General features: G+C 60.7%; 11 protein-coding genes. All 11 read left to right on the forward strand.

The annotated features are described in order from the left end of the window. Positions 1-14 precede the first annotated feature (14 nt). Positions 15-137, forward strand: coding sequence for an integrase core domain-containing protein (locus tag ACKLNI_RS19635; RefSeq protein WP_413716966.1), 123 nt, complete (start codon positions 15-17; stop codon positions 135-137). Positions 138-205: 68 nt separating this feature from the next. After that, on the forward strand, positions 206-559 hold the full coding sequence (locus ACKLNI_RS19640; protein ID WP_413721129.1) for a LysR substrate-binding domain-containing protein: 354 nt from the start codon (positions 206-208) through the stop codon (positions 557-559). Between the two features lie 132 nt (positions 560-691). After that, positions 692-1,498: an SDR family oxidoreductase gene (locus tag ACKLNI_RS19645; protein WP_413720808.1), complete on the forward strand. Its 807-nt coding sequence runs from the start codon at positions 692-694 to the stop codon at positions 1,496-1,498. A 12-nt stretch (positions 1,499-1,510) separates the two neighbouring features. Next, positions 1,511-2,476 (forward strand): aldo/keto reductase, encoded by a 966-nt coding sequence (locus ACKLNI_RS19650; RefSeq protein ID WP_413720809.1) that lies wholly within the window; start codon positions 1,511-1,513, stop codon positions 2,474-2,476. After that, positions 2,473-3,630, forward strand: a complete 1,158-nt coding sequence (locus ACKLNI_RS19655) for a mandelate racemase/muconate lactonizing enzyme family protein (RefSeq protein ID WP_413720810.1) — start codon at positions 2,473-2,475, stop codon at positions 3,628-3,630. The genes ACKLNI_RS19650 and ACKLNI_RS19655 overlap by 4 nt, the downstream gene beginning before the upstream one ends. A 259-nt stretch (positions 3,631-3,889) precedes the next feature. Beyond that, entirely contained in the window at positions 3,890-5,215 is a 1,326-nt protein-coding gene (locus ACKLNI_RS19660) for a sensor histidine kinase (protein WP_413720811.1), read from the forward strand. Next, positions 5,212-6,207 carry an NADH-quinone oxidoreductase subunit B family protein gene (locus ACKLNI_RS19665; RefSeq protein ID WP_413720812.1) on the forward strand — a complete coding sequence of 332 codons (996 nt, stop codon included), beginning with the start codon at positions 5,212-5,214 and terminating at the stop codon, positions 6,205-6,207. Before ACKLNI_RS19660 ends, ACKLNI_RS19665 begins: the two co-directional genes overlap by 4 nt. Continuing rightward, positions 6,204-7,628 carry a nickel-dependent hydrogenase large subunit gene (locus ACKLNI_RS19670; protein WP_413720813.1) on the forward strand — a complete coding sequence of 475 codons (1,425 nt, stop codon included), beginning with the start codon at positions 6,204-6,206 and terminating at the stop codon, positions 7,626-7,628. Before ACKLNI_RS19665 ends, ACKLNI_RS19670 begins: the two co-directional genes overlap by 4 nt. Then, positions 7,628-9,871, forward strand: coding sequence for a carbamoyltransferase HypF (gene hypF / locus ACKLNI_RS19675; RefSeq protein ID WP_413720814.1), 2,244 nt, complete (start codon positions 7,628-7,630; stop codon positions 9,869-9,871). Before ACKLNI_RS19670 ends, hypF begins: the two co-directional genes overlap by 1 nt. Before the next feature lie 204 nt (positions 9,872-10,075). Then, positions 10,076-11,173 (forward strand): hydrogenase small subunit, encoded by a 1,098-nt coding sequence (locus ACKLNI_RS19680; protein ID WP_413720815.1) that lies wholly within the window; start codon positions 10,076-10,078, stop codon positions 11,171-11,173. Positions 11,174-11,176: 3 nt separating this feature from the next. Then, a complete protein-coding gene (locus tag ACKLNI_RS19685; protein WP_413720816.1) occupies positions 11,177-12,970 on the forward strand; it encodes a nickel-dependent hydrogenase large subunit in 1,794 nt (597 codons plus the stop codon). The last annotated feature ends 3 nt before the right edge of the window (positions 12,971-12,973 follow it).

Here is a 12,973-nt window from a genome sequence, read left to right on the forward strand (position 1 = left end):
AAGCTCAGATCGTCATCAATCACTGGCTCAGGCAGTACAATCACACCCGGCCGCATCAGGCACTCAACATGCGCCCGCCCGTTCCTGAAACCCTATTAGAGAAACCCCTGATCAGTGGCCCATACACAGGGGGCTAGACAACGAACTAAAGGGTCCTGGCGAAATAGAATTCTCAGAAGTCTGCAAGCATCCTTTGATCTTGCCCGTGAAGCCGAATTTCGTGCGGGGCACTCTCGAGCAGGCGGCCTTCGATCAGGGCTTCAAATTGAACATCATAGCGGAGCAGTCGTCCGGGCGGCTGCTTCAAAGCCTTCTTGCCGATGGCCTCGGGTACTCGGTGCTGACTTGGCCGTCTTTTCACGCAAACATGCAGACGGATGGATTTTTCGTGAAACGGGTCGTTAAGCCCGAATTCCGCCGCCCCTTGACCATTGCGTGGCAAAAACAGAGTCCGCAAACAGAGCGATTTCTCTCTGTTCGCAAGGTTCTGCGAGAGGTTGTGCAGGAAGCCCACGCGGAAGGTATCCTTCGCGGTCGCATCCAGAATGCCGGGGACTGAAACCTCGCGGTGATCGACGCACGACCCATTGGATTTGGTTATGAAAGGTAGTCCTATTCGCTATTTCCAATGGTTCCCAGGTGCCCGTTACTGTCTTTGAAGATAATCGGGCTCGGACTATCGCGTCCCAGGATGAGGATGTTCAACATGGAACTTGGCATTGGCGGCAAGCGCGCGCTTCTCTTGGCATCAAGCGGGGGGTTGGGAAAAGCGTCGGCGTTGGCCTTGTCTCGTGAAGGCGTTCATGTCGCGGTGAGTAGCTCCAGCCATGAACGGGCCAAAGCCGCTGCCGAAGAGATTGCAGCTGAAACGGGTAATCCTTCCTTTGGTCTTTTTGGGGACCTGTCTGACCCCGCCAATATGGCGCCTCTCCTCGAGGAAGCGGTCGGTGCGCTCGGGGGTGGGATTGATATTCTTTTGTTGAACCATGGCGGACCGCCAATGCAAAGCGCCCGAGAGGTCAGCCAGGAGATCATGGAAGCCCAAGTTAGGATGATGGTGCTAAGCCAGGTCGCGATGGCTCAGGCCGTGGTTCCTGGCATGGTTGAGCGGGGCTGGGGCAGGATCTTCATGGTCGGGGCATCGGCAGTGTCACAGCCAATACCGAACAATGTGCTTTCTAACATGTTCCGCAACGCGTTGGCACAGTACTGCAAGACGCTGGCGAACGAACTCGCCAAGACCGGCGTGACCGTGAATGTAGTTTCGCCAATGACTGTGCTAACCGATCGCACGAGGGATATGGCTGCGGCCGTTGCTGCAAAAAAAGGCGTCTCTCCAGAAGAGGAACTCGCGAGCCGGGAAGCCGGCCTGCCAATGGGCCGCTTCGGCAGGCCAGAGGAATACGGCGGGCTTATCGCCTATCTGTCCAGCGATTTGGCAGGATATTGCTCTGGATCGAACTGGCGCGTGGATGGCGGCAACGTCAAAGCGCTCTGATGGATGTTGTCGATGGACTATGTCAGCTTCGGGAATACGGGACTGAAGGTCAGTGTCGCCGGGCTCGGTTGCGGGGGCAGCAGTCGACTTGGAGCGGGGCATGGCTATTCTGAAGACCATTCCGTCGGGATAGTCCTCAAAGCCTTCGATCATGGCGTGACACTGTTAGATACTGCGCAGGCCTATGGTACGGAGTCGATAGTAGGAAAAGCCGTCGCACAGTTGTCGCGGGATCAAGTGGTGATTTCGTCCAAATTTAAGGGCGGACGCGGCAAGAACATCCTCTCGGAAAACGAGGTTGTCTCGGCAGTTGACAGCTCTTTGGCTGCGCTCGGCACCGACTACATAGATATCTACAATCTCCATGCCGTCGTGATCGAGGAATACGACCTTCTGCTTGATCGCGTTGTTCCGGTTCTCTTGAGGGAAAAAGAGAAGGGCAAGATACGCCACATTGGCATTACCGAGGCGGGGCCGCGCGATCATGAACACAAGATGCTGAGGCGTGCCGTCGATGACGGGCCTTTCGAATCCATCGCTGTCGCATACAACATGATGAATCAGCTCGCACATCGCGAAGTGTTGCCAAGGGCCCGAGACAAGGGCATCGGTTCGATGGTCATGTTCGCTGTCCGAGCCGTATTCAGCGTTCCGGGCCGGTTGAAGGCGGACGTGCAGTCCCGTGTGGCGGCCGGCGACTTGCCGCAGTGGATGGCCGAAAAGGATAACGTTCTCGACTTTCTGCTCCACCCGGGCGGCGCGGATAGCATAATTGACGCTGCCTACCGCTATGTGCGGCACAAGTGGTGTACAGATGTGATCTTGTTCGGCACCGGCAATGTTGCACACTTGGAAGCGAACATTGCGTCGTTGTTGCGTCCGCCGCTGCCTGAAGCCGATGTGGAGAGGCTCGAAGAATTGTTCGGCCACCTGGCCGGTTTCGGAGCCGATATGCCCGAACCAACGGTGCGCTCATGAGTTCCAGCATCGCCGCAGCTGCATTTTCTAGCTTGGCCAGCTATCTCCGGTTCGACCGAATTCGTCTAAGGCCGGTGACCGTCAGTTCGAAGACCACTTGGATGCTGGTCGAAGTAACGACAATCTGTGGGATGACGGGCGTCGGAGAGGCTACGCTGTTTCGCTTCAATGTCGATTACTCGGCGCGACTTCCGGAAATCGAACAACGCCTGAAAGGCAAAGAATTCACTCTGGTGTTGGATGCGTCAGTTCAGCCCCCAGAAGAGGACATCGCTGGCTGGGCACTGCTCAGTGGCATCGAGCATGCGCTATGGGATATTCTGGGAAAGGCCCATCGAAAGCCCGTTCATCAACTTCTGGGAACAGCTCGGCGCTCGAATGTGCCGATCTACGCCAATATCAATCGCCGCACCACCGACCGGTCGCCGGAGGGCTTCGCGGAGAGCGTTCGCGCCGCGCGCCAAGCTGGGTTCAAGGCATTGAAAATTGCGCCCTTTGGCGATCTGATGCCGGGCAGTAAAAGTCCGAACGAGGTTTTTGAGGCTGGGTTGCAGCGTATTCGCGCGGCGCACAAGGCAATGGACGGGGATGGCAGCCTGATGGTCGACTGCCATTGGCGGTTGAGCTCTTCTCGCTCGTTTGTACTTCTCGACCTCGCCCATGATCTCTCAATTGGCTGGCTGGAATGTCCCATGCCCGAAACGTCGACCAACTTCGATGATCTAAGGCGTTTCAGGGAGAAAAGTACGTCTGCAGGGATTCCGGTTGCCGGTGCGGAACAGGGAACAAGTGCTGCCTACTTCGACCGGATTATGGACGAGGGCATCTATGACATTATCATGCCCGATGTGAAGTATGTCGGCGGTATCGTGAAGCTGCTTGCTATTGGAGAAGCAGCGGCACGAAACGGTGTGGCGTTTGCTCCGCACAACCCCAGCGGACCCGTCGCGCATCTTGCCAGCCTTCACGCAGCCTTGGTTGTAGACAAGCTTCTCTGTCTGGAACATCAGTTCGATGAAGACCCGCTGTTCTGGAGTCTTAACCAATTGCCCATGCCGCAAATCGTGTCCGAGGCTTCCGAGGCGCCCTCAGGAGAAGGCTTGGGTTTCGCGTTTGGGGAAAACACGAAGGTGCGTTTCAGAGCGCGCGTCTGAGGACCAGTGCCAGGGTTCCCGAGGTAAGGGTCAGCCCATCCGATTGGCTCGGATTGGTATAGGCCAAGGCGCTTTTCGACCTTTCAATACGGCTAGGCCAGCATCTCAAATTGGTTCGGAAGACGCCCCAGATAGGCTAACGAGAAGCAAATCTCGAAGTGCCGCCATTGTTAGTTTTGGCCTGCTGATCCACGAGTCTCCACTCGTCGGGCTTTTCTGCAAATGCTTGCTTCTCTACTATGCTGTCCAAGGAAAGGGATTGGCAGTGGATACAAAGGCCGAAGCTGGCGATGAAAGATCGTTTTCCACCGAAGCGTGGTCGCAAGTGCTTTCTGCCGTCGACAAGGCTTATGCTGAGCTCGTGTCCTACCAGGAACGCCTCGAGCAACAAAACGAGGAGCTCCATGAGTTTCGGCGGCTTCTTGGGTCGATTCTGAGTTCTGTCAGCGATGTAATGTTGGTGCTTGGACGTTCCGGTGTGATCGAAGAGGTAAGCGCATCTATCGGGCAAGTCACCGGTATCAGTGGCGATGCGCTTGCTGGACGAAAAGCTGAAACTCTATTCGATGACGCAAGTGCCAAGAGACTGCGCGAAGCGATCGATGCTCTGCGTTTCTCGAAGACCCCCACGCAATTCGAGGCAAACGTCAAGACTCTGGAGGGTCCGGCACCGTACGATGTTTCGATCTCGGCCCGCACGGATGACCGGGGAAGGATGATTGGTGCCGTCGTCGTGGGTCGGCCGTTGGGAGAGCTGCGTCGCGCCTATGCGGAACTGGAAGAAAGCCACAAGAATCTCAAGGATGCTCAGACTCAGCTTGTCAGGAATGAAAAGCTGGCGTCGCTTGGCCGTTTGCTTGCGGGTGTGGCGCATGAACTGAACAACCCGATAAGTTTCGTCTATGCGAATGCTCATACCCTGGAAAAATACATCACACGTTTCGAGACGTATTTCGAGCGGGTCGAGGCAGGCGCTCCTCGTGAGGAGTTGGTGGCGCTGCGCGCCGAACTGAAGCTCGATCGCGAGTTGCGGAATCTGAGGCACTCGATTGAAGGCGCGCGTGATGGCGCGGAACGTGTGCGCGATATCGTGGCTGATTTGCGCCGGCTGTCCGTCGCAGGCAGCAGTGAACGCGAGGTCTTCGATCTGGTCGAGGCAGCTCGGGTCGCCGCACGCTGGGTCAGTCGCGGATCAAAGTCCGGCGTCACCGTACAATTCAGCGGGTGCGATACGTTGAGAGTTCTAGGCAGCGCAGGACATATCCAGCAAGTCGTCATGAACCTCGTGCAGAACGCCATCGATGCAACGCGCGGACTGGACTCCCCCGACGTGCGGATAAGCATTGAAGAAGACGGTGACTTCGCTGTCCTGACTGTCTCGGACAACGGCAGCGGGATCGATCCGGCAGTGGCAGATCTGATTTTCGACCCGTTCTTTACGACCAAGCCCGTTGGGCAAGGCACCGGGCTTGGGCTCTCGATTTCGGCGAAGATCGCCGAAGAGCATGGTGGAACTCTTGGATTCAGGAATCTTGAGAATGGTTCGTCATTTCGCCTCGCACTGCCACTGGGAGACAAGCATTGAATCTTCTCTGGCTTCAATCCGCCGGGTGCGGAGGCTGCACCATGTCCCTCCTCTGCGCCGAGGACCCTAATGTTCTGGAGCTTCTGGATGATGCAGGGATCGACCTGATCTGGCATCCGGCGATTTCCGAGGCAACAGGCAGCGAAGCAAAGGCACTCCTCCAAAGCGTCCTTTCGAGGGATATCGCTTTGGACATCTTGTGTGTCGAAGGATCGATTGTGACTGGCCCGAACGGAACGGGTCGGTTCCACATTCTTTCCGGCACAGGAAAATCGATGCTCGAGTGGTGCCGTGAACTGGCACCACTCGCGCAATACGTGGTCGCAGTTGGCACTTGCGCAGCTTTCGGAGGAGTCACTGCCGCCGGAGGAAACCCTTCGGGAGCTGTTGGAATGCAATTCGACGGCTCGCAGCCAGGGGGTGCGCTGGGCGGCGATTTTCGCAGTCGATCCGGGCTTCCGGTTATCAATGTCGCGGGCTGCCCAACGCATCCCGGGTGGGTGTCAGAGACGCTGCTGCTGCTGTCGGACCGTTCGCTGGACGCAGAGACGCTCGACGCTTTCAATCGGCCGCGCTTCTACACCGACCATTTGGTACACCATGCCTGCCCAAAAAACGAATACTACGAATACAAGGCGAGCGCCCGGCACCTGTCCGAGCTTGGCTGCCTGATGGAGCATCTGGGCTGTATCGGGACGCAGGCTGTCGGGGACTGCAATATCCGTCCTTGGAACGGGGGCGGCTCCTGCACGCGGGGCGGTTATCCCTGCATCGCCTGTACCAGTCCCGATTTCGAGGATCCGGAGTTGACGTTCACCGAGACTCCAAAGGTTGCTGGCATTCCTGTCGGCCTGCCAACCGACATGCCCAAAGCCTGGTTCATGGCGCTGACCTCCCTTTCGAAAGCCGCTACGCCTGAAAGGATCAGCCGCAATGCGCATTCTGACCGGATTACCGTGTCACCGAAGCCAAAGCGGGAACGCTCGACATGACCGATCTGATCGTTGGGCCCTTCAATCGGGTCGAAGGAGACCTGGAGGTGCGCCTCAAGATCGAGAATGGTGTAGTGGCTGCGGCATACGCCAACTCGCCTCTGTTCCGAGGGTTCGAGATGATGCTTACGGGGGCAGACCCGCGTGATGCTCTGACCCTGACGCCGCGCATTTGTGGGATTTGTTCGATAAGCCAGTCGGCTGCTGCGGCGCACGCGCTGGCAGATGCAGCCGGGACGAAAATGACCGCGCAGGGAGCGCTTGCAGCAGCTATCCTCCACGGGGTCGAGAACCTGGCCGACCATGTGACGCACTTCAACCTGTTCTTCATGCCCGACTTTGCGCGTTCCTGCTACGAGGGCCGCGCCTGGCATGGTGCGATGGTCGAGCGATTCACAGCAGCAAAGGGAGCCTCGCAGCACGCCGCGCTGGAGGCGCGGGCGCGACTCTTTCACATCACTGGGATCCTTGGCGGCAAGTGGCCGCATACGCTGGCGATCCAACCCGCCGGGGTGACGCGAATCCCGGATGCCGCAGAAAAGGTGCGGATCGTGTCGGTTCTTCGCAGTTTTCGCCGCTACTTGGAGGGCCGGTTGTTCGGCGCACCTGTAGAGGCGTTTGCGGCTTTGAGCACCGCGTCCGACCTAGAGGGGTGGGCAGCAGGTGATGTTGGTTTGTTCCTGAAGGCTTCGGCCGATCTAGGGTTGGAAGCGTTCGGCCGCGGTCCGGGTCGGTTCTTGTCCTTTGGCGCGTATCCGCTGGCAGAGGGGCGTGCGACGCGGGCTGGTCTCTGGGTCGACGGGGCCCTGTCCGATATCGACTCTGGCCAGATCGTCGAGCATGTCGCGCAAAGTTGGATGCTTGGCGGGCCGGCGCATCCCTTTGACGGCGCGACACGACCCGACGAGGACATGGGCGATGCGGGCTATAGTTGGTGCAAGGCGCCCCGGCTAGGCGGGGCCACTTGTGAGGTCGGCGCTCTTGCCCGTCAGGCTGTGGATGGTCACCCGCTTGCTTTGGCGCTGGCTGGCGAGGGCGGCGTCAGGGCACGGATCGTGGGGCGACTCCTGGAGATCGCGCGGACGCAGGTCTTGCTGGAGGAATGGGCGAGGGCGCTGGATCCGGGCGCGAAATTCATGGGTGACTTCGAGGTTCCGAAGACGGGACGTGGGATGGGGCTGGTCGAGGCGGCGCGGGGCTCCCTTGGCCATTGGGTGGTGATCGAGGACGGACGCATCGCCAACTACCAGATCGTTGCCCCGACGACTTGGAACTTCTCGCCCCGCGACGCAGAGGGTCAACCGGGACCGCTGGAAGCCGCACTGGTCGGCGCGCCTGTGGCAGAGGGCGAGGATGTGCCTGTGACGGTTCAGCACATTGTCCGAAGTTTCGATCCCTGCATGGTCTGCACGGTGCATTGATGCGAGGCCGGCGCATCCGCGTACGGGGGCAGGTGCAAGGTGTTGGGTTTCGGCCCTTCGTATGGCAACTGGCGACACGTATGGGACTCTCGGGTGATGTCTCGAACGATGCCCAAGGCGTACTGATCCATGTGGCTGGTGGCGATCTGGACGCTTTCGAACGCGCATTGGCCGAGGAAGCTCCTGCTCTGGCCGTTGTCGATGCGATTGAAAGTGAACCCGAAGAAATCGCAGATGCAGGAGGATTCAGTATTTCGGCCAGCGGACAAGCCGGGGCTGAGACCCGAGTCACACCGGACTCTGCCACCTGTTCCGACTGCCTGACCGAAATCCGCGACCCATCAGAGAGGCGATACGGCTATCCCTTTACCAATTGTACCCATTGCGGGCCCCGCTTCACGATCCTTCGTCAACTGCCCTATGACCGCGATAGAACCACCATGGCGCCTTTCGGCATGTGCGCTCGCTGCCGCTCGGAATATGAAAACCCGAGTGACAGGCGCTTCCACGCACAGCCCATCGCCTGCCCCGATTGCGGACCGCGCCTTTGGGCCGAGGACCGCGACGGGCGGATGATGACGGGTGACGCCGTTTGTCGCGCCTCAGACTGGCTGCGCGCAGGTTGGGTCGTGGCGATCAAGGGTCTGGGCGGGTTTCACCTGGCGTGTGACGCGCGGAATGCCGAGGCGGTCGCTGAATTGCGAAGACGCAAGCGGCGGCCCGGAAAGCCGCTGGCGCTGATGGCGTCACTGGAGACGATCCGGACGTATGCCTCGCCTTCCAACGACGAAGTTGCACTCCTGACCTCTGCCGTCGCCCCGATCGTCCTCCTTGAGCGGCGGGACGACGGCTTGCCCGAGGCGCTGGCGCCCGGGCAGCGGCGGCTCGGTTGGATGTTGCCCTATACACCCCTGCACCACCTGCTTCTGGACCGTTTCGAATGGCCGATGGTTATGACTTCGGGTAACCTTTCGGGGGAACCTCAGGTGATCGGTAACGAAGAGGCGCGGGACAAGCTGCGTGCTTTTGCCGACGGCTTCGTGATGCACGACCGCGACATTGCGCGCAGACTAGATGACGGAGTAGAGATCCTGTCCTCCGCTGGCCCCATTGTGCTCCGCCGCGCGCGAGGTCGCGTCCCCGGCACCTTTCCCTTGCCCAAGGGTCTACCCGACCGGCAGGTTGCGGCCTTCGGGGGGCAGCTCAAGTCGGCGATCTGTGTGACCAAGAATGGGCAGGGGCTCTTGTCGCACCACATGGGCGATCTCGACGACGCGCTGTCGGTCGCGGAATTCCTGAAGGCCGATGCCGACATGGCCGCGTTGTTCGATCACCGCCCCGAAGCCGTCGCAGTGGATCTGCACCCCGACTTCCGCGCCACGCGCTACGGCGTCGAACGGGCCGAGGCGCTGGGCGTTCCGGTCTTCGAGGTTCAGCACCACCACGCGCACATGGCCGCCGCGCTGGGCGAGGCGGGTTGGACGGGCGGTGCGGCGGTGGGGATCATCCTGGACGGTCTGGGCCTGGGCGAGGACGGCACCGTCTGGGGCGGCGAAGTTCTGGTCGGTGGCTATGCCACCGCGCGACGGGTCGGGACGCTGAAGCCCGCGCCGCTGGTCGGCGGCGACCGTGCGCAGGCGGAGCCCTGGCGCAACGCTGTAGTGCGGCTGGATCAGGCGGGACTGACGGATCTTGCCGACCGGCTCTTCTCCGGCCTTCCGCGCGACGCATTGAGAGCGGCGGCACGCGCAGGCGTGAACGCACCCTTGTCCAGTTCAGCCGGACGACTTTTCGACGCTGTGGCCGCCTGCCTCGGTATGGCCGCGGAACGCCAGACATACGAGGGCGAGGCGGCGATGGCTCTGGAGGCGCTCGCGATGCGTGTGCCAGGAGCAGGGGCGTATCCTTACGCAACCGATGGGGAAATGATCGATCCGGCGCCGATGTTTCTCGCGCTGGCAGACGACCTGGCGAGGGGCGTTGACCGAGAGGTGATCGCGGCGCGGGCGCATGGGTTTTTTGCCGATGCCTTTGCAGACGCGGCGCTGGCGCAAGCGGAAGCCTGGGGTGCCGATACCGCGGCGCTTTCAGGGGGCTGCTTTCAGAACACCATTCTGCTTCGCGAGGTCGCTTCCCGCCTCCGAGGTCTCAGGGTCGCCGGGCCGGGGCTGGTGCCGGCGAATGACGGCGGGTTGGCCTTCGGTCAGGCGCTGGTCGCCTTGGCGCGAATGGAAGCAGACTGACCGGGTGCATTCCACATTGGTCAGTCCACTTCCGGACAACGTGCGCACGGCCCTGCGAAAGTGAAGACTTTTCATAAAGTTAACCGAGATATGCCCGTCCCGCGGTTTTGCTGTCGCATACACACGCATACCGCGATCCTGAGGCAGATGATCGCGGGGTCCCTGTCCCGCATACAGCCGAATCGGGATGGAGGAGGGCCGGCGTTGAACCAGATCGAAACCTTTTATGACGTCATGCGACGCCAGGGGATCACCCGGCGGAGCTTCATGAAATACTGCTCGTTGACCGCGTCCGCCCTGGGGCTTGGCCCGGCATTCGTGCCGAAGATCGCTCACGCGATGGAAACCAAGCCCCGGACTCCAGTGATCTGGGTGAACGGGCTGGAATGCACCTGCTGTTCGGAAAGCTTTATCCGGGGTTCGCATCCACTAGCCAAGGACGTGGTCCTGTCGATGATTTCTCTCGACTACTCACACACGTTGATGGCGGCGGCGGGTCATGCGGCGGAAGCGGCGCTTGAAGAAACCATCGAGAAATACAAGGGCAACTATATCCTCGCGGTCGAAGGCAACCCGCCTCTGAACGAGGACGGGATGTTCTGCATCGTCGGGGGCAAGCCCTTCGTCGAGCAGCTCCGCCACGCGGCCAAGGATGCCAAGGCAATCATTTCGTGGGGGGCTTGCGCCTCTTATGGCTGCGTTCAGGCCGCCAAACCCAACCCGACGCAGGCGACGCCGGTTCATAAGGTCATTACCGATAAGCCGATCATAAAGATACCGGGGTGCCCGCCCATCGCGGAAGTCATGACCGGGGTCATCACCTACATGCTGACCTTCGATCGTCTGCCTGAGCTGGACCGGCAGGGCCGGCCCGCGATGTTCTATGGACAGCGCATCCACGACAAATGTTACCGCCGTCCGCATTTCGACGCGGGCCAGTTCGTCGAGCACTGGGACGACGAGAACGCGCGCAAAGGCTATTGCCTCTACAAGGTCGGTTGCAAGGGGCCGACGACCTACAACGCCTGCTCGACCATCCGCTGGAACGAGGGCACGTCCTTCCCGATCCAGTCGGGTCACGGCTGCATCGGCTGTTCCGAAGACGGCTTCTGGGACCAGGGCAGCTTCTACAACCGTGTCACCGACCTGACCCAGTTCGGTGTCGAGGCCAATGCCGACCAGGTCGGCATGGCGGCGGCCGGCGTCGTGGGAGCGGGCGTGGCGGTGCATGCCGCCGTCTCGGCGCTGAAGTCGGCACAGAAGAAGACGCAGGACCGTGTGTCCGGGAAAGAGGAGGTCTAAGAGATGGTCGTACAAACACCCAATGGCTTCACGCTTGACACCGCAGGCCAGCGCGTCGTCGTCGACCCGGTGACGCGGATCGAAGGCCACATGCGCTGCGAGGTCAACGTCGACGAGAACAACATGATCACCAATGCGGTCTCGACCGGCACCATGTGGCGCGGGTTGGAGGTGATCCTGAAGGGCCGGGATCCGCGCGACGCCTGGGCCTTCACCGAACGCATCTGCGGGGTCTGCACGGGGACGCATGCGCTGACATCGGTGCGCGCGGTCGAGGACGCGCTGGGGATCACCATCCCCGAGAACGCCAACTCGATCCGCAACATCATGCAGCTGAACCTCCAGATCCACGATCACATCGTGCACTTCTACCACCTGCACGCGCTCGACTGGGTGAACCCGGTCAACGCGCTGAGGGCCGATCCGAACGCGACCAGCGAGTTGCAGCAAGCTGTTTCACCGTCACACCCGTTGTCGTCGCCGGGATACTTCCGCGACGTGCAGAACCGGCTGAAGCAGTTCGTGGAATCGGGCCAGTTGGGCATCTTCAAGAACGGCTATTGGGACAACCCGGCCTACAAGCTAGCGCCCGAAGCCGACCTGATGGCGACGACTCACTATCTGGAAGCGCTGGACCTGCAAAAGGAAGTGGCCAAGATCCACACCATCTTCGGCGGCAAGAACCCACATCCGAACTGGCTGGTTGGCGGCGTACCTTGCCCGATCAATGTGCATTCGACCGGAGCGGTCGGGGCGATCAACATGGCCACCTTGAACCATGTCAGCTCGATCATCGACCAGTGCATCACCTTCGTCAAAAACGTCTACCTGCCGGATGTCGTCGCGATTGGCGGCATCTACAAGGACTGGCTTTATGGCGGCGGTCTCTCGGGTCAGTCGGTCATGGCTTACGGAGACATTCCCGAACACGCCAATGATTTCTCGGCAGGTCAGCTGCACCTGCCAAGGGGCGCGATCGTCAATGGCAACCTCAACGAGGTGCAGGACGTCGACGTGCGCGATCCCGAGCAGGTCCAGGAGTTCGTGGATCACAGCTGGTACGACTACGGCGAGCCCGGCAAGGGGCTGCATCCCTGGGATGGTGTGACCGAACCGAACTATGCGCTGGGCCCGAACGCCAAGGGCAGCCGGACGAATATCCAGGAGATCGACGAGGCCGCGAAGTATTCATGGATCAAGGCCCCCCGCTGGAAGGGCAATGCGATGGAGGTGGGGCCGCTGGCGCGCTACATCATCGGCTACGCCTCGGGCCATGAGGACATCAAGAACCAGGTCGAGGGCCTTCTGCGGACCATGGACTTGCCGGTTTCAGCGCTGTTCTCGACGCTGGGGCGCACCGCGGCGCGGGCACTGGAGGCCGAATACTGCACCCGGCTCCAGAAGCATTTCTTCGACAAGCTGGTGGCCAACATAAAGGCGGGCGACAGCTCGACTGCGAATGTCGCCAAATGGGACCCTTCGACCTGGCCCAAGGAGGCCAAGGGCGTCGGAATGACCGAGGCACCGCGCGGCGCGTTGGGGCACTGGATCAAGGTCAAGGACGGGCGGATCGAGAACTACCAGTGCGTGGTGCCCACGACCTGGAACGGCTCGCCCCGCGACAGCGCGGGCAACATCGGGGCCTTCGAGGCGGCGCTGATGAACACCAAGGTCGAAAGGCCCGAGGAACCTGTCGAGATCCTGCGCACGTTGCACAGCTTCGATCCGTGCCTTGCGTGCTCGACCCATGTCATGTCGCCGGATTGCGAGGAACTGACGGCCGTCAAGGTCCGCTGAGGG

Origin of the sequence: Silicimonas lutimaris (assembly GCF_047314965.1) — a bacterium.
Classification (GTDB): Bacteria; Pseudomonadota; Alphaproteobacteria; order Rhodobacterales; family Rhodobacteraceae; genus JAVJUV01.

Coding starts and splice junctions, on each gene's coding strand:
- ACKLNI_RS19645 (WP_413720808.1), top strand. CDS start 692: ATGAGGATGTTCAACATGGAACTTGGCATTGGCGGCAAGCGCGCGCTT.
- ACKLNI_RS19650 (WP_413720809.1), top strand. CDS start 1,511: ATGGACTATGTCAGCTTCGGGAATACGGGACTGAAGGTCAGTGTCGCC.
- ACKLNI_RS19655 (WP_413720810.1), top strand. CDS start 2,473: ATGAGTTCCAGCATCGCCGCAGCTGCATTTTCTAGCTTGGCCAGCTAT.
- ACKLNI_RS19670 (WP_413720813.1), top strand. CDS start 6,204: ATGACCGATCTGATCGTTGGGCCCTTCAATCGGGTCGAAGGAGACCTG.
- hypF (WP_413720814.1), top strand. CDS start 7,628: ATGCGAGGCCGGCGCATCCGCGTACGGGGGCAGGTGCAAGGTGTTGGG.
- ACKLNI_RS19685 (WP_413720816.1), top strand. CDS start 11,177: ATGGTCGTACAAACACCCAATGGCTTCACGCTTGACACCGCAGGCCAG.